Origin of the sequence: Euzebya rosea, assembly GCF_003073135.1 — a bacterium.
Classification (GTDB): domain Bacteria; phylum Actinomycetota; class Nitriliruptoria; order Euzebyales; family Euzebyaceae; genus Euzebya; species Euzebya rosea.
Window position 1 is genome coordinate 246017 of sequence record NZ_PGDQ01000004.1, and the last position, 24116, is coordinate 270132.

At 71.6% G+C, this 24116-nt stretch carries 17 protein-coding genes; 7 read left to right on the forward strand and 10 right to left on the reverse strand.

The genetic code is table 11. From position 1 onward, the window contains the following. Nucleotides 1-6: 6 nt before the first annotated feature. From CUC05_RS06260 to CUC05_RS06270, 3 genes are all read right to left on the reverse strand, one after another. The gene (locus tag CUC05_RS06260; RefSeq protein WP_108665223.1) at nt 7-693 is read right to left on the reverse strand and encodes a lysophospholipid acyltransferase family protein; all 687 of its coding nucleotides are present in this window, start codon (nt 691-693) and stop codon (nt 7-9) included. A gap of 453 nt (nt 694-1146) precedes the next feature. Next, complete coding sequence (locus CUC05_RS06265; RefSeq protein WP_108665224.1) at nt 1147-2943, reverse strand: HNH endonuclease signature motif containing protein; 1797 nt, start codon at nt 2941-2943, stop codon at nt 1147-1149. A gap of 353 nt (nt 2944-3296) precedes the next feature. Next, nucleotides 3297-4256 (reverse strand): potassium channel beta subunit family protein, encoded by a 960-nt coding sequence (locus tag CUC05_RS06270; RefSeq protein ID WP_108665408.1) that lies wholly within the window; start codon nt 4254-4256, stop codon nt 3297-3299. A gap of 135 nt (nt 4257-4391) precedes the next feature. Between CUC05_RS06270 and CUC05_RS06275 the strand changes: the two genes are divergently transcribed. Further along, nucleotides 4392-5129 carry an MBL fold metallo-hydrolase gene (locus tag CUC05_RS06275; protein ID WP_157965282.1) on the forward strand — a complete coding sequence of 246 codons (738 nt, stop codon included), beginning with the start codon at nt 4392-4394 and terminating at the stop codon, nt 5127-5129. Nucleotides 5130-5169: 40 nt separating this feature from the next. Beyond that, nucleotides 5170-5358 carry a hypothetical protein gene (locus CUC05_RS06280; RefSeq protein ID WP_108665226.1) on the forward strand — a complete coding sequence of 63 codons (189 nt, stop codon included), beginning with the start codon at nt 5170-5172 and terminating at the stop codon, nt 5356-5358. A gap of 55 nt (nt 5359-5413) precedes the next feature. On the opposite strand, the gene CUC05_RS06285 is transcribed toward CUC05_RS06280, so the two are convergent. The 5 genes from CUC05_RS06285 to CUC05_RS06305 form a co-directional block, all read right to left on the reverse strand. Next, the gene (locus tag CUC05_RS06285) at nt 5414-6112 is read right to left on the reverse strand and encodes a histidine phosphatase family protein (RefSeq protein WP_108665227.1); all 699 of its coding nucleotides are present in this window, start codon (nt 6110-6112) and stop codon (nt 5414-5416) included. Between the two features lie 22 nt (nt 6113-6134). Further along, nucleotides 6135-8261: a glycogen debranching protein GlgX gene (gene glgX / locus CUC05_RS06290; protein ID WP_108665409.1), complete on the reverse strand. Its 2127-nt coding sequence runs from the start codon at nt 8259-8261 to the stop codon at nt 6135-6137. A gap of 59 nt (nt 8262-8320) precedes the next feature. Next, nucleotides 8321-10771, reverse strand: a complete 2451-nt coding sequence (gene treY / locus CUC05_RS06295) for a malto-oligosyltrehalose synthase (RefSeq protein ID WP_108665228.1) — start codon at nt 10769-10771, stop codon at nt 8321-8323. Then, the gene (gene treZ / locus CUC05_RS06300) at nt 10768-12633 is read right to left on the reverse strand and encodes a malto-oligosyltrehalose trehalohydrolase (RefSeq protein WP_157965283.1); all 1866 of its coding nucleotides are present in this window, start codon (nt 12631-12633) and stop codon (nt 10768-10770) included. Before treZ ends, treY (CUC05_RS06295) begins: the two co-directional genes overlap by 4 nt. A 78-nt stretch (nt 12634-12711) precedes the next feature. Further along, nucleotides 12712-14016 carry an MFS transporter gene (locus CUC05_RS06305; protein ID WP_157965284.1) on the reverse strand — a complete coding sequence of 435 codons (1305 nt, stop codon included), beginning with the start codon at nt 14014-14016 and terminating at the stop codon, nt 12712-12714. 136 nt (nt 14017-14152) lie between these two features. Here CUC05_RS06305 and glgX (CUC05_RS06310) point away from each other — a divergent pair, with 136 nt between their 5' ends. The 3 genes from glgX (CUC05_RS06310) to CUC05_RS06320 are packed head-to-tail and all read left to right on the forward strand — an operon-like array spanning nt 14153 to nt 19874. Further along, nucleotides 14153-16324 carry a glycogen debranching protein GlgX gene (gene glgX / locus CUC05_RS06310; RefSeq protein ID WP_108665231.1) on the forward strand — a complete coding sequence of 724 codons (2172 nt, stop codon included), beginning with the start codon at nt 14153-14155 and terminating at the stop codon, nt 16322-16324. Then, nucleotides 16321-18873, forward strand: a complete 2553-nt coding sequence (gene treY, locus CUC05_RS06315; protein ID WP_108665232.1) for a malto-oligosyltrehalose synthase — start codon at nt 16321-16323, stop codon at nt 18871-18873. The genes glgX (CUC05_RS06310) and treY (CUC05_RS06315) overlap by 4 nt, the downstream gene beginning before the upstream one ends. 35 nt (nt 18874-18908) lie before the next feature. Then, nucleotides 18909-19874 carry a DUF368 domain-containing protein gene (locus tag CUC05_RS06320; protein WP_157965286.1) on the forward strand — a complete coding sequence of 322 codons (966 nt, stop codon included), beginning with the start codon at nt 18909-18911 and terminating at the stop codon, nt 19872-19874. A gap of 21 nt (nt 19875-19895) precedes the next feature. Here CUC05_RS06320 and CUC05_RS06325 read toward each other — a convergent pair whose 3' ends face one another. Beyond that, nucleotides 19896-21002, reverse strand: a complete 1107-nt coding sequence (locus tag CUC05_RS06325; RefSeq protein WP_170127932.1) for a glycosyltransferase family 4 protein — start codon at nt 21000-21002, stop codon at nt 19896-19898. Nucleotides 21003-21096: 94 nt separating this feature from the next. Between CUC05_RS06325 and CUC05_RS06330 the strand changes: the two genes are divergently transcribed. Beyond that, nucleotides 21097-21903 carry an alpha/beta fold hydrolase gene (locus CUC05_RS06330; RefSeq protein WP_108665234.1) on the forward strand — a complete coding sequence of 269 codons (807 nt, stop codon included), beginning with the start codon at nt 21097-21099 and terminating at the stop codon, nt 21901-21903. 70 nt (nt 21904-21973) lie between these two features. Then, nucleotides 21974-23008, forward strand: coding sequence for a branched-chain amino acid aminotransferase (locus CUC05_RS06335; protein WP_108665235.1), 1035 nt, complete (start codon nt 21974-21976; stop codon nt 23006-23008). 131 nt (nt 23009-23139) lie between these two features. Here the strand turns inward: CUC05_RS06335 and CUC05_RS06340 are convergent, their stop codons facing one another. Then, entirely contained in the window at nt 23140-24030 is an 891-nt protein-coding gene (locus tag CUC05_RS06340; RefSeq protein ID WP_108665236.1) for a TIGR01777 family oxidoreductase, read from the reverse strand. Nucleotides 24031-24116 lie beyond the last annotated feature (86 nt).

Below are 24116 nucleotides of genomic sequence, written 5' to 3' on the forward strand. Positions count from 1 at the left end.
TGCTGGTCAGCCGTCCAGCTGTGGCATGTAGGTCGGGTCGATGGCGCGCAGGTCGTCGGTTGCCTTCTGGATGAGGGCCTCGGTGGCCTCCTTGACCTTCCTGGCGTTGCCCCGGTGGTCGTCGCCGGTCAGCCACACGGGCTGATCGCTGAGGCGACACACGACGGTGCGTCGGCGCAGCGAGAACGCGGGCAGCTTGCGGCGCTTGGGCCACACACGCTCGGTCCCGACCAGGGCGATCGGCATGACCGGGACGCCGGAGGCGACGGCCAGGCGGGACACCCCTGTCCGGACCGGGCCCATGGCGAGGGGCTGCTCGGGGTCCCAGTGCACGGTGCCCTCCGGCATGATGCAGACGCTGTCGCCCTCCTTCAGGGCGGTGATGGCCGCGTGGAGGGAGCCCATCGGATCGGTCTTGCGGTACACGGGGATCGCGTCGATGACGGAGACGGCCCAGCCGTAGACCGGCATCTTGAAGAACTCCGAGGCGATCATGATCCTGGCGTACCAGCGGAAGTGCTCCAGCCCGATGACGGCCAGCGGGAAGTCGTAGACCGACCGGTGGTTGGCCGACATGATCCACGCCGGGTGGTCGTTGATGCAGGCGCCGCCGCGGAACTCGAAGCGGACGAACGGCAGGCTGAGGAGCCACAGAAGGCGCGAGATGCCTCGCAGGAGCAGCTGGGGACGCATGACACCACCCTACGCATCCGTAGGTTAGGCGGGAGTGATCCCCCTCCGGCCTGTCGGGCAGGGTCGAGTCCACCGCTGTCGTGGTGCCCTTCGCGCCGCCGAGCCGCGTTGTGTGGGGACGTGGGCGTGCGCGGGGGTGCCTCGACCGGTGCTGTTGGTCGCACCTCGTGGCGACACCGTGTGGAGCCGGGACCCGGCCGGGTCGGGCGCACCCGGCGGGTCGCACGTGACCGATCCCGTGGGTCGCACCTCACAGCGACACCCGTGCGGAGCCGGGACCCAGCCGAGTCCGACACACCCGACTGGCCGCACGTGACCGATCCCGTGGGTCGCCCCCTGAAGCGCCAACAGGGTGGTTCGAGCCTGTACTGATCCGGGCGCTGACTGCTGGACGGCGATCTGTGGTCGCGTCGTGATGGACGGGTTCAGTCGCTTGCGATGGGGCCCGCCTCGTCAGGCGGCGAGGGGTGGGTCGCGGCTGATCTCCACGCCGCCCTCGGTGGTCCAGATGCGTTGGCCGGGTGGGCCGTGGAGCTGGTGGTTGCGTCTGGTCTTGTCCCGATGATGTGCCGCGCAGAGCCAGGCGAGGTCTGACAGCTTGGTGGTGCGGGTGATGGCCCATCCGGTGACGTGGTCGATCTCAAGGAGGTGGTCGGCGGTGCAGCCGGGTACCTCGCATCGGTAGCCGCGGGCTTCCAGTGCGGTGCGTTGGCGGGCGGTGACCTGTCGGCCGAGGTGGGCGACGGTGACGTCGGTGGCGTTGGTGATGACGTAGGCGATGTGGGCATCCAGCATCTGTTCGCGGACTGCGGAGAGTGCGACGGGGCCGATGCCGGCGATCTCGCAGACCTCCCCGTCGACGAGCTCGCCACGCACGAGGGCGGAGCCGTCGACGCGGATGATCACCTTGGTCTGCCGTCCGGAGGGTCGATGTCGCTGCGACGCCGGATGGACTCCCGATCCGGCGTCGGGATCGGTGACGTTGAGCCCCGAGCCCTTCTGCTTGTCCGGGTCGTCGCTGGGCGGGGCGTTGTCGGTCCGGTCGGTCCGGCCGGACCCGTCGTGGATCGTGTCCGGGTCCTGGACATGGGCGCCGGGATCCGGCCCGTCGGCCTGGCGGCCGGGCGGCGGGCTGTCCGTGGTGGTGCGGCTCCGGTCCGTGCCGCCTGGAGCGTCTCGGCTCGGCTCGACGCCGCCCGTGATGTTGCTGCTCGCGTCGGGGCCGCCCACACGGTCACCGTCGATCGGGTCCGAGCTGTCGGCCCCGTCACCGTTGGCCGGGTCGGTGCTGCCGGCACCGTCGCCGTCGCTGGGGGTGGTGCGGCGGGCGTGGTCGGCGTTGAAGTCGGTACTGCCGGGGGTGTTGGAGTCGGTGTCGCTGGTGCCAGGGGCGTCGAGGAGCGTTGCCTGGACCGGCGCGTTCGTGGCGGCCGTTTGGCTGTCGCCAGTCCTGCCGCCCTCTGACTGCTCAGACGGCGGCCCGATGGCGGTCGAGCCGGCCGGAGACCCCACGATGCCGGTCGGGTCATGGGTGGGGTGGTCGAGCAGGTTGAGGAGGGCGTCGAAGCGGTAGCAGGCATCGTCCTCCCGACGGCCGGCGGCGTGGGCGGCACGAAACACCGCATCGTGCTCGCCCCGTAGCGCCGCCTCGATCCGGGCACCCAGGTCACCGGGGGCCTGCAGGAACGCCTTCCACTCGCCATCGGTCTCCGTCCACGACCGAAACGCCCGCCGTGCCAGATGCCGACGACGCGTCGTTTCCCGGTCCGGGTCGGCAGCGGTGCGGATGTCACGCGCCTTCTTCCGCAGCTCCGGCAACGACTGCGAGGCCGCATCCACGATCAGCTCACCCGCCCTCTCGGGGGCATCAGCGACGGTCTCGGACACCACCACCGCCTGGTCGGTCGACAGGGTCCCGTCGGTCACCGCCCGGTCCACCTCCGGCTGGTCGACCAGCTGCGCGGAGGTCTTCAGCATCTTCCTGGCCGCCGCAGGGGTGGTGCCGGTGGCGGTGGCGATCAACGTCACCGCATCCCTCACCCCCGCTGTGTGGTGGGCGTCGGCCTCGGCAGTCCGTCGGGCCGCCCTGGTGAGCATCCCATCGACGATCCGGCCGGCACGACCCAGGTCGGCAACCAGCCCGGCGATGTCGGGGTCGGGGATGGCGTCGGGGTCGAACCTGCTGGCGAGGGCATGGAGGTGGGTGACCAGCTCGGTCACCTCACCCGCCTCCACCACCCCTGACCCCATACCCCGAACCCCACCTCTCACCTGTCTCGATCGTGTGTTCGAGTATACCGCCTCGACGGTCTCGGATCGGGTGTTTCCCCAGCTCAACCAGCATTTCGCACGAATCGTCAGTGGTGATCGTCTCCGCTTCGTGGCTGCTGTTGGACACTGTCATCCAAGGCGGTCTGAAGTGGGCAACAACCCGACACGCGCGACGATGTGTCCCGATCCGGACACCTGTCAACAGTCCCGGAAGGAGGAGCTCGCATCCCGCGCTGCTGTCGCTGCAAGGTGCGACCGAAGCGGTTACCCCATCCGAACGCACGAACGCCCCCGACGATGCGGGGGCGTGTCGCGAGCGATGGACGGCAGGCCTAGCCGAAGATCTCGTCGATCCGGCCCATGACCTCGTCGTCGAGCTGGTCCATGACGTTCAGGGCCTTCATGTTCTCCGTGACCTGCTCGGGCCGGCTGGCACCCGTGATCACGGTCGACACGTTGGGGTTCTGGGCGCACCAGGCGATCGACAGCTGTGCCGCCGTGCAGCCCAGGTCGTCGGCCACGGTCTGCAGCTCGCGGACCTTGGCGTTGGTCTTGTCGTTGGTCAGCATCTTCTGGAGCCATTCGTAGCCCGGCAGGGTCGCCCGGCTGCCCTCCGGTACACCGTCCAGGTACTTGCCGGTCAGCAGCCCCGACGCGAGCGGGGACCACGTGGTCAGGCCCAGCCCGATGTCGTCGTACAGGCGGGCGTACTCCTCCTCGACCTTGTCACGCCACACCAGGTTGTACTGCGGCTGCTCCATCACCGGCTTGTGCAGGTGGTGCTTGTCGGCGATGTGCCAGGCCGCCCGGATCTCGTCGGCACTCCACTCCGAGGTCCCCCAGTACAGCGCCCGGCCCGAGCTGACGATGTCGCTCATCGCCCAGACCGTCTCCTCGATGGGGGTCTCGGGGTCGGGGCGGTGGCAGTAGATCAGGTCCAGGTGGTCCAGGCCCATGCGCTCCAGCGACGGGTCGATCGCCTCCATGAGGTACTTGCGGTTCAGCGTGTTCTTGCTGTTCACGCCGTCCTTGATGCCCCAGAAGAACTTGGAGGAGATCACGTAGCTGTGCCGCTCCCAGCCCAGCTTCTTGATCGCCTCACCCATGATCGTCTCGGACTTGCCGTCGGAGTAGATCTCGGCGTTGTCGAAGAAGTTCACGCCGTGGGCGTAGGCCTCCTCCAGGCACTCGGCCGCCTTGGCGACGTCGAGCTGGGGACCGAACGACACCCAAGAGCCGAAGGAGAGCACGCTCACCTTCAGGCCGGAACGTCCGAGTCGGCGGTAGGTCATGTCGGTCACGTCGGTGCCTCGCAGTCAGTCAGGATTCGAACCGTCGGGCAGCCTACTGGCGACCCGACCTCGTGCATCCCTTACATGCCGTGCGAGGGCTGGTCGCACACACCGAGCCATGAGAGGATCGCCCCCATGGAGACCATCGCGGACGGCATCGTGCGGCTGGGCAGCCGGCTGCACAACTTCTACCTGCTCATCGAGGGGGGCAAGGCCACGGCAATCGACGTGGGGTGTTCCGGCGACCTCGGCACCCTCGTGGAGGGGCTCGCAGCCGAGGGGTTGACGCTGGACGACGTGGAGGGGGTCGTGCTGACCCACGCCCACGCCGACCATGCCGGCGCGGCCCGGGCGGCCGCCGACAAGGGGGTGGACATCCACGCCCACCGCGACGAGGTCGACCGCCTGCTCGGCACCTACGAGGGCAAGGAGGCGATCACGCCGCTCGACCTCCCGCTGTGGAAGCCGGTCGTGTGGAGCTTCCTGTCCACCCTCGCCCGCCGCGGCGTCCTCAAGCAGCCCCGCCTCATCGACGTCACCGCGTTCGACGACGGCGACACCCTGGACCTGCCGGGCAAGCCCGTGGTCATCCACACACCCGGCCACACCGAGGGGCACACCGCCTTCCACGTCCCCGACAAGAAGGTGCTGTTCTCCGGCGACTCGATGGTCACGATCGGCCTCATCGGCCCGGCGCCCGGCCCCCAGCTGATGCCCACGCAGTTCCACAACGACGCCGAGCTGGCCGCGGCCTCGCTCGAACGCCTCGAGGGCATCGACGCCGACATGGTCCTGCCAGGCCACGGCGACGCCTACAAGGGCTCACCGGAGTCGATGGTGGAGAAGGTGCGGGCCCGGCTGGGCGCCAGCTGACACCCGGCCACGCGGGCCGGTCGGGGGTACCGTGTACCCCATGGACAGCTTGCAGACGATGCGTTGGATCCTGGTCAGCATGACGGCCACGGCAGGGGTGATCGCGTTCGCCCTCGGCTACGTGATCCCCGGGATCATCCTGCTGTTCGGCGTGTCCCTCCACGTCCTCCACTGGTACACCCACCGGGACGCCGCGCTCGGCGCCGGGCCCGCCGACCCCCAGGGCTAGCCCACCGCGCCGACGGCACGCCCGGAAACGGCACCGCCCGAACGGCACGACCGAGTCAGGCGGTGACCGCCTCCCGCGGCAGGTGCGCCACGTCGGAGAAGTAGTCCAGCGCCCAGATCGCCCCGCCGGCGATCGGCCGGGTGCGCAGCACCGTCACCGACGCGTGGTCACAGGGGAACCGCTCCCACTCCCAGGGCTGCGGCTCGAGGCCCAGCAGGTGGCTGGTGACCACCGAGTTCGTCCCGGCGTGGGCGAACACCAGCAACGACTTCCTGGCCCGTTCCTTCTCGTACCACAGGTTGTCGGGGTCGCCGCGGTGCCGCTCGATGCCCTGATCGGCCAGGAACTGGTCGAGGCCCTCGGTGACACGCTGGTGGAAGTCGATGAAGCGCTCCCCGCCGGGGGCGCCGTCCCACCACTCGTCTCGGGGACGGGCACGCATCTCGGCGATGATCCTGACGACCTCGGTCTCGGGCTGACCCTCCCAGTGGTCGGGCGACCCGATCTCCAGCAGCCACGGCAGCACCTCGGCCTCGGTGCCCAGCGCGGCCTCCACGACAGCGGCTGTCTCACGGGTCCGCCGTGCGGGGGAAGTGATGAGGGCGTCGAAGTCGGGGGACTCGTCGCTGGCCAGCCACTCGGCCAGCCGCTCGGCCTGGGTGCGGCCGAGCGGTGTGAGCCCCGGGCTGTTGGTCGACGTTCCATCGGGGTTGGCCCACGCCGGCTGGGCGTGGCGGACGAGGACGAGATCCATGGCCGGGAACCCTATCGTCCCGTCAGCGAGTCGTCGCCGCGGCCGGGCGGAGCAGGATCACGAGCGACCGTCCCTCCACCTCGAGGGTCCCCGGGGCAGCCGGCGGGTCCGCCAGCCATCCCTCGCCCGCCGTGTCCACGACCACCGTCCAGCCGTCCGCGATGGCCTCCGGCAGCTGGAAGGGCACGGTGTCGGGCGCGGCGTTGAAGATCACCAGCAGGTCGTCGTCGACGATCGGTTCGCCCTGCGGCCCCGGGGTGTCGATGCCTCGACCGTTGAGGAAGACCGCGAGGGACCGTGCATGGCCGACGTCCCAGTCGTCGTCGTCCATCTCCTGGCCGTCGGGCCGGAACCAGCCGATGTCGTCCAGCTTGGTCCCGCGGATGCTCCGCCCCTCGAACCAGCGCCGGCGCCGCAGCACCGGGTGGGCCTTGCGGAAGGCGATCATCTGGCTGGTGAAGGCCAGCAGGTCCTCGTCGGGACCGCCGTCCTGGTCACCGTTGCCCCAGTCGAACCAGGAGATCTCGTTGTCCTGGCAGTAGGCGTTGTTGTTGCCGCCCTGCGACCGGCCCATCTCGTCGCCGCCGAGCAGCATCGGCACCCCCTGGCTGAGGAGGAGGGTCGCCAGCACGTTGCGCTGCTGGCGGGCACGCAGCGCCAGGACCTCCGGGTCGTCGGTGGGACCTTCCTCACCGTGGTTCCACGACCGGTTGTCGTCGGTGCCGTCGTTGCCGTCCTCGCCGTTGGCCTCGTTGTGCTTGTCGTTGTAGCTGACGAGGTCGGCCAGCGTGAACCCGTCGTGGGCGGTCACGAAGTTGATGCTGGCGACGGGGCGGCGGGTGTCGGACTGGTACAGGTCGCTGGACCCGGTGAACCGCTGCGCGAACTCCCCGAGGGTGGCCGGCTCGCCCCGCCAGAAGTCCCGGACGGTGTCACGGTAACGGCCGTTCCACTCCGACCAGACCGGTGGGAAGTTGCCGACCTGGTACCCACCCTCACCGATGTCCCACGGTTCGGCGATCAGCTTGACCTGGGAGATGACGGGGTCCTGCTGGATGATGTCGAAGAAGCCGCTGAGCTTGTCGACGTCGTGCAGCTCGCGGGCCAGGGTCGACGCCAGGTCGAATCGGAACCCGTCGACGTGCATCTCGGTCACCCAGTAGCGCAGCGAGTCCATGATCAGCTGCAGCACGAACGGACTGCGGGCATCCAGGGAGTTCCCCGTCCCGGTGTAGTCCATGTAGTAGCGGGGGTCGTCCTCCATCAGCCGGTAGTAAGCGGCGTTGTCGATGCCCCGCAGGCTGAGGTGGGGGCCCAGGTGGTTGCCCTCCGCGGTGTGGTTGTAGACCACGTCGAGGATCACCTCGATGCCCTCGGCGTGCAGCGCCTTGACCATCTGCTTGAACTCCTGCACCTGCCCGCCGACCCGGGGGGTCGAGGCGTACTCCTCGTGCGGTGCCAGGTAGGCGATGGAGTCGTAGCCCCAGTAGTTGCGGAGGCCCCGCTCCTCGAGGTGGGCGTGGTGCACGAACTGATGGACCGGCAGCAGCTCGACGGCGGTGACGCCGAGGGAGCGCAGGTGGGCGATCGCCGGCTCGGTGGCCAGCCCCGCGTAGGTACCGCGCAGGTTCTCGGGGATGTCGGGATGGGTCGCGGTGAACCCCTTGACGTGGACCTCGTAGATGACCGACTCGTGCATCGGGGTGCGCAGCAGTCGGTCGCCCTCCCAGTCGAACCACGGGTTGACCACGACGCTGCGCGGCACGAACGGTGCGGAGTCGTCGTCGTTGCGGCTGTCGGGGTCGCCGAAGGTGTAGGCGAACACCGCCGGATCCCACTCGTAGCTGCCCGCGACCGCCTTGGCGTAGGGGTCCAGCAGCAGCTTGGCGGGGTTGAAGCGATGCCCGGTGGCGGGGTCGTACTCGCCGTGCACCCGGTAGCCGTAGCGGACACCCGGCCCCACGTCGGGCAGGTAGGCGTGCCAGCAGTAGCCGGTCACCTCCGCCATGCGAACCCGCTGCTCGCGACCGTCGTCGTCGAACAGGCACAGGTCGACGGCATCGGCGTGTTCGCTGAACAACGAGAAGTTGGTTCCGACGCCGTCGAACGTGGCCCCCAGCGGGTAGGGGTTCCCCGGCCACAGGCGCAGGCGCTGCTCGTCCTCGCCGACGGTGGACGGCGCGGTGGCGGGCGGGGTGGTGGGGGTGGTCACAGGCACTCCAGGAGGGCAACGGGAAGGACGGAAAGGGCGTCGGACAGGCGCACGCGGCCGTCCACGACGGGAAGGGAACGGTCGGTCAGGACATCGGTGACGCGGTCGACGTCACCGACATGGACGACGGTGTCGTCCCAGATCGCACCGATGGGCCAGCCACCGTCGGCCAACGCGAGCGGCAGGCGGGTGGCCACCGCGACGACAGTGGGCAGCCGGTCGGGGTCGGGGACGCCCAGGGGACCGTCGGTGGACGCGGTGCGTCGCAGGGCGGCGACGTGGTCCGCGGCCGCACCGTCGACTCGGGGCGTGTCGCAGCGGGTCGACAGGAACACCGCCGACAGGTCACGGCGAGCCCGCAGCGCCCGCTGGGTGACCAGCGTCTTCACGGCCCCGTCGTGCCACGTCTCCCGCAGCTCCTCGGCGTCGAGGGTCTCGGCACGGTGGCGCAGCTTCTCCAGCCGGCCGACGTCCAGCGGACGGCGGTTGTCGGGATCGGTCAGGCTGCCGTCCCACGTCTCGCAGCCGCGGTAGATGTCGGGCACACCCGGCGCAGCCACCTTCAGCAGCACCTGCGCGAGGCTGGTGCATGCTGCGGGCACGGCGATGCGGTCGACGAGGGCATCGATCCGCGCGCTTGCCGGTCCGTCGGCCAGCAACGTGTCGAACCACGCGAAGACCGCGTCCTCGTACTGCTCGTCGGCAGCGCGATGTGTCGTGTGCAGGGCGGCTTCCCGCAGGGCCTTGCGGGTCGAGTCGACCAGCCGATCGCGGTATGCCGTGGGGTGCTCGGCCGGCTCGAGGCCGCGGGTGGCCACCACCGTCTGCAGCAGCAGCCAGCGGGCATGTCCGTCGACCGCGTCGGCCTCGGGGCCGACGGAGACCGCCTCGAAGAGGTGCTCGAAGGCGTCGGGGACCTCGGCCAGCGCGGTCAGGCGGGCCCGCACGTCCTCGCTGCGCTTGGTGTCGTGGGTGGACGTCGTCGTGCCGGCCAGCGGGCTGCGCACCGCTCGGGTGGTCAGGAAGTCGGCCACCGCGTCGCGGGAGTGGACGGCGTCGAGCAGGGCGGCGTCGGCACCCACCTCGCAGAGGCCCGACAGGGCGACGTCGCGGAACAGCAGCCGGTCCTCGAAGCCCTTGGCTGCGGCGGGGCCGGTCAGCTGCTGCCAGCGCAGCAGCGCAGGACGGCCCTCGTCGGTGAGCAGCAGCCCGGCGACGGGCACGGCCTCCGGTGCGCCGGCCTCGTCAGCGGAGCGCGCGGCGGCGCCGATGGCCGACCGGTCCGACACCGACGGTTCGCCGTCCTGGCCGACGTAGGTCCGGTAGCCGTGCAGGTGTGCGGTGAGGTACCGGACGCCGCGGCGCAGCAGCGCCTCGGACCGTCCGCCGGCGACCGGCAGCAGCAGCTGCACGACCCGGTCGACCTCGGCCACGAACAGCTCGTCGAGCGCGGCGAGCTTCGAGCGGGCCAGCCGTGCCCGGGTTCCGAGCGGCATGTCGGTGTGACGGGCGAACGCCCGCCGGAGGGCCTGGTGGCCAGCCGGATCGGTCAGCCACGACTGCAGTGCGGCGTTGACCTCGTACCCGGTCGTGCCGTCGACCGGCCAGCCGCCGGGCAGCAGCTCGCCGGACTCCACGATCTTCTCCACGACCAGCCAGCGGTCCTCGCCGATGCGGTCGCGCAGCGCCTGCAGGTAGCCGGCCGGATCCCGCAGCCCGTCGATGTGGTCCACGCGCAGCCCGTCGACGATCCCGTCCTCGACCCAGCGCAGGATCGTGTCGTGCACGGCGTCGAAGACCTCGGGGTCCTCCACCCGAAGGCCGGCGAGCTCGTTGACGGCGAAGAACCGGCGCCAGTTGAGGATCCCCTCGCCGTGCTGCCACTCGTGGAGGGCGTAGTGCTGCTGGGCGAGCACCTGCGTGATCGGCGCGTCGGTGTCGGTGCCCGGTGCGAGCGGCAGGCGCAGCTCGTGGTGGACCAGCATCCCGTCCTCGACACGCAGGTCCCCGTCGGCGATCGCCCGGTCGACGGACGTCCCCAGGACGGGCAGCACCAGCGGGCCGGCGTCGAAGTCGACGTCGAAGGTCCTCGCGTGCGGCGACTCGGGTCCTCGGGCCAGCAGGTCGGCCCACCACGGGTTGTCGGGCGAGGCCGCCATGTGGTTGGGCACGATGTCGAGGACCAGACCCATGTCGTGGGCGTCGACCGCCGCGCGCAGGGCCGCCAGTCCCTCCTCGCCACCGAGCTCGGGGTTGACGCGGTCGGGATCCAGCACGTGGTAGCCGTGCGTCGCACCCTCGGGCACGGCCTGGATCGGTGAGGCGTAGACCCAGCCCACCCCGAGCGCGTGCAGGTGGGGGACCAGGGCGGCGGCGTCGTGCAGCGTGAAGGCGTGCGTCAGGTGCAGCCGGTAGGTCGAGGTGGGGACTGCGGTTCGGCGGGTCACGGTGCTCCAGTGGGGGACGAGGGGGTGGCTGCGGGGGTGGGCTGGACGGTGGGGACGGCGAGGACGACGACGCTGCGGGCCGGGGCCACGTGGTCGGCGGGCTGGCCCGGGCCGCCGTACCGCACATCTGCGGTGGACAGCAGGACGTGTCCGGGAGGGACGTCGATGGGGTCGTCGGTGAGGTTGCCCCAGACCTCCACATCCCACGCCGGCCCGTCGTGATGGGCCGGTCGGCGGCGCATCCGGACGACCCCGTCGGTGACCACCTCGGCCTCCAGCAGGTCCCTGCGGCCGGTCGACAGGGCCGGGTGGTTGCGGCGCAACGCCAGCAGGTCCTTCCACAGGGTGCGGCGCTGTCGGCCCTCGACGCTGGTGGCCGCCGACCAGTCCAGCGTCGACCCGAGGAAGGTCTCCACGGCCAGGGGGTCGGGCACCTCGCCCTGCCAGGAGGAGAAGTACTCGAACTCCCGACGGCGGCCGTCGCGGATCGCCTGGCGCAGCTCCTCGCCCGGCATGTCGGAGAAGAACGCGAACGGCGTCGTCTCGCCGTACTCCTCCCCCTGGAACAGCATCGGCGTGTGCGGCGACACGCAGAGCAGGGCAGCGGCCACGCGCACCATGTCCGGGTCGACCAGCGTGGTCAGCCGGTCACCAGCGGCCCGGTTGCCCACCTGGTCGTGGTTCTGGATGCACGCGACGAGCCGCCGGGAGGACACGTCGTCGGGAACCGGCGCACCGACGACGCGGTCGCGGAAGGCGCTGTGCACGCCGTCGTGCACGAGGCCGTTGGTCCATGCCCGGACCAGCTTCGCCAGCGGATCGACGTAGTCGACGTAGTACCCGTCGGTCTCGCCGGTGACGGCGACGTGGATGGCATGGTGGAGGTCGTCGGCCCACTGGGCGTCCAGCCCCATGCCCCCGACGGCGCGGTGTCGGACCCACGACGGGTCGTTGCGGTCGGTCTCGGCGATTAGGTCCAGCGGACGGCCCGTGCGCTCCGACAGGTCGGTGACGGCGTCGGCCAGCTCGGCCAGGACGTGGGTGGCGCTGCCGCGGTCGTCCAGCGCGTGGACGGCGTCCAGCCGGAGCCCGTCGACGCGGTGGTCGCGCAGGAACGCCAGCGCGCTGCCGATGACGAAGTCCCGCACCGGCCCCGACTGGGGGCCGTCGAGGTTGATGACCCGCCCCCACGTCGACTCGGCGTCGGACTGCAGGTACGGCCCGAACCGGGGCAGGTAGTTGCCGCTGGGGCCGAGGTGGTTGTGGACCACGTCGAGGATGACGGCCAGCCCGACCCGATGGCAGGCGTCGACGAACGCGGCCAGCCCGTCGGGGCCACCGTAGGCCTGGTGGACCGCCCACCAGGCGACGCCGTCGTAGCCCCAGTTGTGGGCGCCGTCGAAGCCGTTGACGGGCATGACCTCCACGTGGGTCACCCCGAGGTCGACGAGGCCCTCGAGGTGCTCGGTGGCTGCCGCGAAGGTCCCTTCCGTGGTGAACGTGCCGATGTGCAGCTCGTAGATCACCCCGCCGGTCACCGGGGTCGCGCGGAACCGGTCCGCCTCGAAGGACCACGTGCGCGGGTCGACGACCGCCGAGGGGCTGTGCACCCCGTCGGGCAACCAGCGGGCTGCCGGGTCGGGCAGCGGGTCGTCGCCGTCGAGGCGGTAGGCGTACCGGGTGCCGTGGGAGGCAGCGGCGGAGACGTGCCACCAGCCGTCGCCGGCGTCGGCCATGGGCCGTTCCTCACCGGCAACGACGAGCAGCACCTCCTCCGCAGCCGGGGCCCAGAGGCCGAAGGACGTGAGGGTGTCGTCGATGGGACGGGCACCGTGGTGGCGGGGGAGTGGAAGGGCGGACACGCACGCCGTGATACCCCACACCGGGCCGGCGGTCACCTGTTCGGCTCGTGTCATGCGGTCACCCGGACCGACCCGGGCTCACGCGACCTCCGGTGCGGACTCCTCCAGCTCCAGGCCCTTGGTCTCGGGCAGGAACCGGTAGCCGATCATCGAGATCGCGCAGGGCACCGACACCACCCACGAGGCGACCGAGAACGACCCCGACACGTCGGCGACCCACCCGAACAGCAGCAGGCCGACCACCGCACCGACGGTCGTGCAGGCGGTGATCCAGCCCGCCGCCGTGGCGCGGATGGACGTCGGGAAGATCTCGGCGGCGGTGGCACCGACCGCCGGGGCGTAGCTCGATCCGATGAAGAGGCTGAGCACGTAGCCGACCAGCGCACCCCATGCGCCCGCGGAGTAGGTCAGCACGCCGCAGGCGGCCAGCCCGACCTTGGTCCACATCGCCGTGGGGATGCGCCCGTACCGGTCGGCCAGCCGCACGCCGATCGCAAGGCCCGCCGCGCCGAGGATCGCCGCGAACGGGATGACCACGGCGAGGGTGCCCGGCGAGACACCGGCGACCTGCTCGGCGTACAGGAACAGGTAGGTGTTGACCGGTCCGGTCAGGAACGCCACGAAGAACGTGAGGGTGCACAGCAGCACCAGCCGGCCACGCAGCTCGGCGGGGACACGGCCCAGCCGCTTGCTGGTGGCGGCGTCGGCCTCGACCAGCCGCGCCGACCGGTCGGGTTCGGTGACCAGGCGGGAGACGAGCGGCAGGGTCAGCAGCAGCGGCACGGCGATCAGGAAGAGGGTCCGGAAGCCGATCTCGCCGTCGGTGATGCCCCGCAGCACGACGGGGATGCCGGCGCCGGTGCCGTAGCCGACGGTCACGAGGGCGATGGCCTTGGACCGGTCGACGGTGGCGACCTCCTCCGAGGCGATCACGCCGGCGACGGCGTTCGTGGCCGACATCAGCGGCCGGGCGAGGGCCAGGAGGGCGACGAACCCCCAGAACGTCGGCATGCCCGCGGATGCCGCCGTCAGGACGAGCGCGACAGCCGTCGTGGCCAGCAGGACCACACGCCGCCCGTGGCGGTCGGCCTGGCGGGACAGGGGGAGGGCGGCGAGGGACGCCAGGCGGATGACACCCAGCCCCAGGCCGAGCACCGTGCCCGACAGGCCGGCCTGCGCGGTGATGGAGCCCTCCGCGCCCTCGGTGACGGTGCCGAAGGCTGCCGCGATGTCGGGCAGGGCGGCGGTGGCCGAGAACTGCGCGAAGCCGGCGTAGGCGCTGAACACCGCGGCGACCACGACCGACGGGTGCAGCCAGCCGTACACACGCGGAGCACCGGTGTCGGGGGTCGACGGGTGGTCGTCGGCAGGAGGGGCAGCCACGAGGAGGGATCCTGGTGTTCGGGGAGGAAGCGTCGGGCGGGCGTGCGCGGCGGTGGAGGTGTCGTCCCGCCCCACGTCCGGGCGGCCCGAAGCGTAGCGGCGCGATCGGTGCGGCCTGTGGAACAGTAGGCCGCCCATGACCGCAACCCACGACGCAGACCCCCGCACGACGACCTGGCCCGGACGGCCGTACCCGCTCGGTGTGCACTGGGACGGGCGCGGCGTCAACGTCGCGGTCTTCTCGGAGGTGGCGGAGGCGGTCGAGATCTGCCTCTTCGGTGACGGGCCGCAGGCGGACCAGGAGGTCCGCATCGAGCTGCCCGAGCGGACCGGGTTCACCTGGCACGCCTACCTGCCGGGCATCGCGCCGGGGCAACGGTACGGCTTCCGGGTGCACGGCCCGTGGGCACCCCGCGGCGGGGTGCTGTGCAACCCGGCCAAGCTGCTGATCGACCCCTACGCGAGGGCGATCGAGGGGGACATCACGTGGAACCCGGCCTGCTTCGGGTTCGACGCCGACGACCCCATGCGCCCCGAGACGACCGACAGCGCGCCGTTCGTCCCGAAGTCCATCGTCGTCAACCCGTTCTTCGACTGGCGCGACGACCGACCGCCGTCCCGGCCGTGGTCGGAGACGATCATCTACGAAACCCATGTCAAGGGGGCGACTGCCCGGCATCCCGACGTGCCACGCCAGCTGCGCGGCACCTACGCGGGACTGGCCTCCACGGCGATGGTCGAACACCTCGTCGACCTCGGCGTGACCGCGGTGCAGCTGCAGCCCGTCCATCACTTCCTGACCGACCACTTCCTGTGGCGAAAGGGGTTGTCGCAGTACTGGGGCTACAACTCCATCGGCTACCTCGCCCCGCACGCCGGGTACGCCTCGCAGGGACGGCTCGGCCAGCAGGTGTACGAGTTCAAGGCCATGGTCGCCGACCTGCATGCCGCCGGCCTCGAGGTGATCCTCGACGTGGTCTACAACCACACCGGCGAGGCGGACCATCGAGGTCCGACCGTGTCGCTGCGGGGCCTCGACAACCCGTCGTACTACCGGCTGGACCCCGAGGACCCGCGGCGCTACGTCGACTACACGGGAACCGGCAACTCCATGAACGTGCAGCACCCCAACGTGCTGCAGCTCATCATGGACTCGCTGCGGTACTGGGTGACGGAGATGCACGTCGACGGGTTCCGCTTCGACCTGGCGGCGACCCTGGCCCGGGAGCTGCACGACGTCGACCGGCTGAGCGCCTTCTTCGACATCATCCAGCAGGACCCCGTCATCTCGCAGGCCAAGCTGATCGCCGAACCGTGGGACGTGGGGGAGGGCGGCTACCAGGTCGGCAACTTCCCGGTCGGCTGGACCGAGCTCAACGGCAAGTACCGCGACACCGTGCGGGACTGGTGGCACGGCGACGGGGTCGTCGGCCGGCTCGCCAGCCGCCTGTCGGGATCCTCCGACCTGTACGCCCACAACGGGCGGCGGCCGTACGCCTCGATCAACTTCATCACCTCCCACGACGGGTTCACGCTGGCGGACCTCGTCAGCTACGAGCGCAAGCACAACGACGCCAACATGGACGGTGGGACCAGCGGCGAGGACCACAACCGCTCGGCCAACCACGGCGTGGAGGGCCCGACCGACGACCCCGAGATCCTCGGCCTGCGCGCCCGTCAGCAACGCAACTTCCTGGCGACCCTCCTCCTCAGCCAGGGGGTGCCGATGCTGCTCGGTGGCGACGAGATGGGCCGGACCCAGCACGGCAACAACAACGCCTACTGCATCGACTCGGGACTGACCCACTACGACTGGCTGCAGGCGCCCCAGTCCGGCCGCTTGCTGGACTTCACCCGCCGGCTCATCGCGGTGCGTCGCCAGCATCCCGTGTTCCGTCGCCGGTCCTACTTCACCGGTGAGGAGGACCTGCACTGGCTGCGACCCGACGGGTTCGTGATGCACGCCGACGACTGGCACAGCGACGACTGCCATGCGCTGGCCTTCTACCTCAACGGGGAGGAGATCCCCAGCCGTGACGAGCGCGGCCGACGGACCGTCGACGACAGCTTCCTCGTGCTCATCAACGCCCACGGCCACGGCATCGACTTCGTGCTGCCCGGCCACGACTACGGCCACCGCTGGCGGACCGTCATCGACACCGCCCAGCCGGACCTGCTCGAGGTCGATGCCCCCGTGGTCGACGCCGGCGCCACGTTGCCCCGGATCGACCGTTCCCTCCTGCTGCTGCGTCGTATCGTGCCGGCCGGGCCCCACCCCCACCGACCCCTCACCGAATCGAGACGATGATGCGCCGTCCCGTGGCCACCTACCGGCTGCAGCTCACCGAGGACCAGCCCTTCGCCGCCGCCGAAGCCCTGCTGCCCTACCTCGACGACCTCGGGATCAGCCACATCTACTGCTCGCCGGTGCTGAAGGCACGGCCCGGCACCCGGCACTTCTACAACGTCGCGGACCACACGCTCGTCGACCCGGTCCTCGGCGGCGAGGCCGGGCTGCGCCAGCTCGCCGACGCCGCCCACCAGCGCGGGATGGGGCTGATCGGCGACATCGTCCCCCATCACATGGGAGTGGGGCCGTGGTCGCCGCTGTGGGAGCGGCTGCTGACCGAGGGCCGCTCCAGCGTCGCCGCCAAGTACTTCGACGTCGACTGGGAGACGCCGCTGCCGGGCGCCGCCGACAAGGTCATCATGCCGGTGCTCGCCAGCTCCTACGGCGACGTGCTGGAGGCCGGGGAGCTGACGCTCGTCGAGGTCGACGGGCATCCGCGAGTGGCCTACGGCGACCTGACCTTCCCCGTCAACGCCGACTCGGCGAAGGCCCTCGAACGCACGGGCCTGGAGGGCATCGCCGGCATCCCCGGGCAGGCCCGCACGTGGCAGCGCATGCACTCGCTGCTGGAGCAGCAGCACTACCGCCTGGTGTCCGCCACGGCCGGCACCCGGCTGGTCAACTACCGCCGGTTCCTCGACGTCGACGAGCTGGCCGCGCTGCGGGTCGAGGACGACACCGTCTTCGACGCCACGCACGGGCTGATGATCCAGCTGGTCACCGACGGCGTCTTCGACGGGCTGCGGATCGACCACGTCGACGGGCTGGCCGACCCCGCCAGGTACCTCCAGCGCCTGCGCGACGCCGTCGGTCCCGACACCTGGATCGTGGTCGAGACCCTCACCTCCCACGACCAGCAACTCCACGAGGGCTGGCCGGTGGAGGGCACGACCGGGTACGAGACGCTGCGTGCCACGCTGGGGGTGCAGGTCGACCCGGCGGGGCTGCGGCAGATGGCCCAGGTCGCCGGGGCCCACGACGCGCTGCCCGGCCCCGACGACCGCTGGCGCATGAAGGTCGACGTGCTCGATGTCGAGCTCGGCCCGGACCTGCGGCGCTGCGCCAGGGTGTTCTGGACCGCCTGCCAGGACGAACCGACGGTTCGCGACGTCGACTACCGGACGTTGCTGGAGGCCATCAGCCGGCTGGCCACGTCGTTGCCGCGGTACCGGACCTACGTCGACCCGCAGACCGGCGAGTCCACACAGGCCGACCGCGACACGGTCGCGGCCGCGGTCCGCTTGGCCCGACGGGAGGTCGGCCGCGGCAAGGTGCCCGACCGCCTGTGGACCCACCTGGAGGCACTGCTGACCGGACAGGTCCGCTGGACCGCGGCGGCCGGCGAGGCCGTCACGCGGTTCCAGCAGCTGACCGGGCCGGTGTCGGCGCTGGGCCTGGAGGAACGCCTCTTCCACCGCCACCACGCGCTGGTGGCGGCCTGCGAACTCGGCTGTGACCCCGACGACGTGGCCCGCACCCTGCCGGCCTTCCACGCCGAGGTCGAGGCGATGCCGCCGGCAGGCATGCGGACCACGGCCACCCACGACACCAAGCACAGCGAGGACGCGCGCCTGCGCATGGCCGCGCTCACCGGCATCGCCTCGGACTGGGCGATCGCGGCGTCCACCCTCGTGTCGCGGACCTCGCCGCCGAGCCGGTCGCTGGCGCTGCGCCTGCTGCAGGTGGCGATCGGCGTGTGGCCCTCCACCGACGACGGCTCGACACCCCTGGCCGACGTCATGGATCCTGCGCTGCCCGAACGCTTCGCCACCTACGCGGTCTGGGCCGCCCGGCTGGCCGACCGGATCACCAGCGACCGGACCCCGGATCTCGACGCCGAAGCGGCCATCCGGCGCTGGTGCGAGCTGGTGTGGGATCCGGAGGGGCCGATCGTGCCGACCCTCCGGCCCCTGGCGCTGCGGGCAGCCGAGATCGGCATGGCGGCGGGCCTGTCGATGTCGTTGACGCGGTTGATGCTGCCCGGCGTGCCCGACACCTACCAGGGCACCGAACGCTGGGACGACTCCATGAGCGACCCCGACCAGCGACGTCCCGTGGACTTCGACGCCCTCGCGGACGCCGTCGACGGCCTGCGGCCCGCACACGCCGGCGGGTTGTGGGCCGCCCGTCGTGACGGGCGGGTCAAGCAGCACGTCGTGCGGACCGCGCTGCGGCTCCGCCGCGACATCCCCGACCTGCTGGGACCCGACGCGGGATACCGCGCGATCGAGGCGTCCGGGCGCTGGGCCGAGCACACCCTGGCGTTCGCGCGAGGTGACGTGGAGGACCCCGACGTGGTCGTCGTGGCGCCGCGGGCGTTCGGTCGGATCACCGACGGTGGCCGGTTCGAGCCGCTCGGCCGGATCTGGGCCGACACCGACCTCGCACTGCCCGAGCAGACGACATGGACCGACGTGCTGACCGGGCACACTCGTCAGGGTGGACGCCTGGCCGCCGCCGAGCTGCTGGGCGCCCTCCCCGTGGCGTTGCTCCTCCGGCAGCGCTGATCGGTCCACCGGACCCCGACCCACCGAGCGCACCCGTGACCCACAACGCCGACGTCGCCGCCGCGGCCGACCGCACCTCCGACGACCGCGCCCCTTCGACCCTCGGCCTGCGCGTGCTGCAGGGCATGGCGATGGGGACCGCCGACGTGATCCCGGGTGTGTCCGGTGGCACCGTCGCCCTGATCCTCGGGATCTACACCCGCCTGATCGGGGCCATTCGGACCCTCGCCCAGGCGCCGACCGCGCTGGTCCGGGGCGACGTCACGACCGCAGGGGCACGCGTCCGCGGCGTCCCGTGGCCGTTCGTCCTGCCGGTCGGCATCGGCATGCTGCTGGCGCTCGGCCTCGGCTCGGTCGTGCTGCCCCCGCTGCTCGAGGCCTACCCGGTCCAGACCTCGGCGCTGTTCTTCGGGCTGATCGTCGGAAGCCTCTCCGTGCCGTGGTCACAAGCGATCGACGCGAACGGCTCGGCGTCGAGGACCCCCCTCGTCGCCCTCGTCGTCGTCTTCGCCGTCGCGGCGTTCCTGCTGACCGGCCTTCCCGAGATCGTCATCGACCACCCTCCGCTGTGGCGGGTGTTCCTGTCGGCCTCCGTGGCCATCTGCGCGATGATCCTCCCCGGGGTGAGCGGGGCGTTCCTGCTGCTCGCCCTGGGCATCTACGAGCCCACGCTCGAGGCGGCCGGCGACCTCGACCTGCCCTACCTCGCCACGTTCGCCGCCGGTGCGGTGGTCGGCCTCGGCGCCTTCTCACGGCTGCTGTCGCACCTGCTGGAGCACCGCCTGGCCGTGACCATGGCCGCGCTGACGGGCCTGATGGTCGGGGCACTGCGGGTGCTGTGGCCGTGGAACGAGGAGGGCGTCCTGCACGGCCCGGCCAGTGCGGGAGACGCCATCGTCGCGCTCCTGGTCGGCCTCGTCGGCTTCGCCATCGTGCGTGGCCTGCTGCTGCTGGGTCGCCGCACCGGCCACCCGGCCGAGCACACCGGCCCGGTCCAGTAGCGGTCGGACCGTCCCGGGGGCCTACCCCTCCTCGACGGTGACGAGGGTGTCGTAGATGTCGCGGTAGCGGCGGGCGGTGGCCGGCCAGGACAGGGCCTCGGCCCGGGCGAGCCCCGCCCGTGACAACCGCTCGCGAAGCGCCCGGTCGGTCAGCAGCCGTCGCAGGGCGGTCCGCAGCGCCACCGGGTCCTCCGGCGGGACACGCAGGCCGACCCCGTCCGGTACCAGGTCGCGCAGGCCGCCGACGTCGCTGACCACGACCGGGGTGCCCGCCGCCATGGCCTCGAGGGCGGCCAGGCCGAACGGCTCGTACAGCGACGGCACGACGACGATGGCCGCCGAGGCGAGCAACCGGGCCAGCGCCGGCTGGGGGAGGTGCCCCTCGAAGCGGACGCCGTCGTGGGCATCGCGGCGCAGCGCAGGTCCGTACGAGCCCCGTCCGGCGATGCGCACGTCCAGCGGCAGGCCATCGGTCGCCGCCATCAGGACCTGCACGCCCTTCTCGTACTCCAGCCGGCCGGCGAAGACCACCCGGTCGTGACGTCGCCGGACCCGAGATGGTCGCCAGCGAGCCGGGTCGACCCCGTTGGGCACGACGTCAGCCGTCGGCGCGCCCAGCCAGGTGGTCGCGGCCTCCACCATCGGGGTGGAGCACACGACGACACGGTCGGCGAGGTCGACCAGCGCCCGTTCCTGCGCGTCGATCCACGCCGAGAACCCGGGCGGCAGGTGGCCCTGGTGACGGCCACGCTCGGTCGCGTGGACGGTGGCCACGACCGGGACGCCCATCGCGGGCGCCAGGACCCGGGCGGCATGCCCGGCCATCCAGTCGTGGACATGGAGCACGTCCACCGCCACGCCGCTGGACAGGGCACGCTCGGCCATCGCGACGTTGGCGTCGAGCACCTCGGCCAGCCAGCGATCGTCGGGCAACGGCTCCGGAGGGGCGGCGGCGCGCAGCACCCGTACGCCGGTCGCGGCAGGCGGTTCGGCCCCTTCCCACGCCGGGGTCAGGACGGTCACGTCGACGCCCGCGGCGGCCAGCGCGGCGGACAGGCCCTCGACATGTCGGCCCAGGCCGCCGAACAGCCTGGGCGGGTACTCCCAGGCCACCTGCAGCACGCGCATCGGCCGGCACGGTACAGGCCGGGCCCGCACGAGCCGAACTCGACCTGCGCACACGGATTGGCAGAGAGGTCCTCCACTTCCGTAGCTTCGTGCCATGGAGTCCTACCTCGCCGAACACGTCACCCGCGTCGGAGCCGGCAACGGCGAACCGCTGCTGCTGATCCATGGGCTGGGCCACTGCAAGGAGGCCTGGGACCCCGTCATCAGCCTGCTCGGTGCCCGCTTCGACGTCGTCGCCATCGACCTGCCCGGCTTCGGCGGCGCGCCGGCCCTCGACCACACGCCCGACGACCACAGCCTTGCGGCCTTCTGCGAGCAGGTCATGGACGCCCTCGGCTGGGACCGGGCTCACGTGGCCGGCAACTCCCTCGGCGGCCTGATCGCCATCCGCATGGCCAGCCGCGGCCGTGCCATGTCGGCGACCGCGCTGTCACCCGGCGGCATGATCCGCGGCTGGGAGAAGCCGTGGGCCCACGGCCTGCTGCGGGTCGCCAAGGCCGTCCCGTCCCGGCTGCTGCCGCTCGGCGTGTTCTCCGACACGGCGATCGGCCGGAAGGCGTTGCTGGGCGTCATGTTCGGCAAGCCGGGTCGGATGACCCCGTCCTACGCCCGGTCGGCGATGGCCGCGCCCGCACGGTCGACGGCGTTCGAGGAGACCCTGGACGCCGTCGACGAGATCGACCACCTGCCGCCCCCGACGGTGCCCGTGACGATCGCCTGGGGCAGCCGCGACATGCTGCTGTTCCCGTGGCAGGGCCAGCGGTGGAAGGCCCTGCTGCCCGACGCCCGCCTGATCACGCTCAAGGGCCTCGGACACGTCCCCATGCCCGACGACCCGGGCCTGGTCACCGACGTCATCACCCGCACGATCGAGCTGGCGCAGGACGGCGCATCGGCCTGAGTCCGGCTGAAGGCTGCACCCCGCCCGGCCGGAGTGGCGTACGCACTGGCCCGGTCATCTGCCCTACCCTGTGCAGACCACGTACACACCGACTCAGGAGGACACCGTCGTGGCGACGTCGTTCGGATCCGCATTCGCGAAGGTCATGGCAATGGCCACCTTCACCGACGGGGCGTTCGACGAACCGGTACTGGGGCCGGTGGAGCCCCTGCAGCTGTCCCCGGCCGCCCACGTCCTGCACTACGGCTCGGCGTGCTTCGAGGGGCTGAAGGCCCACAAGGGTGCTGACGGGACGGTCCGCATCTTCCGTCTCGAGGCCCACGTCGCCCGCATGCAGCGGTCCTGCCGGGCGCTGTTCCTGCCGGTGCCCGACGCCGACGTCCTGGCCGGCATGATCACCGACGTGGTCCGGGCCAACCTCGAGGAGGTCCCCGACCCGCCCGGCGCGCTGTACCTGCGCCCGGCGATGATCGGCACCGAACCCAACATCGGTGCGGCCGCCCGTGCCTCCAACCAGGGGCTGCTGTACGTCCTGGCCTCCCCGGTCGGCGACTACTTCGACTCCTCCAAGACCCTCGTCCTGGGTGTGGAGACCGACCTGCCCCGCACCACGCCGCAGTTCGGTGAGGTCAAGACCGGCGCCAACTACGCCATGGCGCTCGGCGTGACCCGCCGGTACGCGGCCGAGCACGGCACCGACCAGGTCCTCTTCGCCCCGAACGGCGAGGTCCAGGAGACCGGCGCCGCCAACTTCATGATGATCGAGGACCGCACGATCATCACCCGGGCGCTGGACTCCTCCTTCCTGCACGGCATCACCCGCGACTCGGTGCTGACGCTCGCCAAGGAGCACGGCTTCGACGTCGAGGAGCGCACGATCACCGTGGAGGAGCTCACCAGCCGCATCGGTACCGCCGAAGCTGCGCTGTCGGGCACCGCGGCCGTGCTGGCCCCGGTCGGCGCGCTGGTCGTCGACGGCGAGCGCCTGACCGTCCGTGACGGCCAGCCCGGCCCGATGACGACCGAGCTCCGTGCCGCCCTCACCGCCATCCAGCGAGCCGAGGTCGAGGACACCTTCGGCTGGACCACCCCCGTCACCGCCTGACCACGCGTGTCGGGCAACGGGCCGCCCGTGGTCATCACCCGACAAGCGGCGTGGTCACCGGGCGCCGACGACCGGACGCGTGTCGGGTAACGGGCCGCCCGTGGTGAACACCCGACAGGCGGCCCGGGGTGTCAGCGCCCCAGGACGTGGCGCAGCGCCGGGCCCAGGTCGGGGAAGGCGAACGCGTAGCCGTCGGCCAGCAGGCGTGCCGGCTCGACGCGCTGGGAGTGGAACAGCAGCGCGTCGGCCAGCTCGCCGAGCAGCAGCTTGGGCCCGAACGCCGGGACGGGCAGGAACGCCGGGCGGTTCAGCACGTCGGCCAGGACCTCGGTGAACTCGGCGTTCGTCGTCGGGTTGGGGGCGGTGACGTTGTAGGCGTCGTTGGCGTCCTCGTTGGCGATCGCCCACCGGACGGCCCCCGACACGTCGTCGATGGCGACCCACGGCCACCACTGCTCGCCCGACCCGAACCGGCCACCTGCACCGAGCCTGAACAGCGGCAGCATCTTCTGCAGCGCACCGCCCGAGGGGTCGAGCACGATCCCGAACCGGGGATGCACCACCCGCACGCCGGCGTCGCGGGCGGGGTCGGCGGACTCCTCCCACACCTTCACGACCTCGGCCAGGAAGTCGTCGCCGGGAGGGGTCTTCTCGGTGATGACCTCATCGCCGCGGTTGCCGTACAGGCCGACCGCGCTCGCCGAGACCAGCACACGCGGACCCCCGTCGGCCCGGGCGACCGCCTCGGCGATCGTGGTCGTGCCCTGTCGGCGGCTCTCCATGATCCGCTGCTTCTGCTTGTCGGTCCACCGGCCGGCACCGATCGACTCCCCGGCCAGGTGCACGACGACGTCGATGCCGCGCAGGGCGGACGGGTCGAGCGGGCCCTCGGGGCGCCACTGGATCTCCCCGGCGCTGGCGTGGCGGCGCACCATCGGCACGACCTGGTGTCCGTCGGCGGTGAGGTCAGCGGACAGCCGCGAGCCGATCAGGCCGCTGGCTCCGGTCATGGCGATCTTCATGTGTGGGTCTCCGGGGGGTGGGGAGCGTGGGGCCGACAAGCGGGTCTGTGCCGGTGTCCGAGCACGACGCGTCGGCAAGGTTCGCA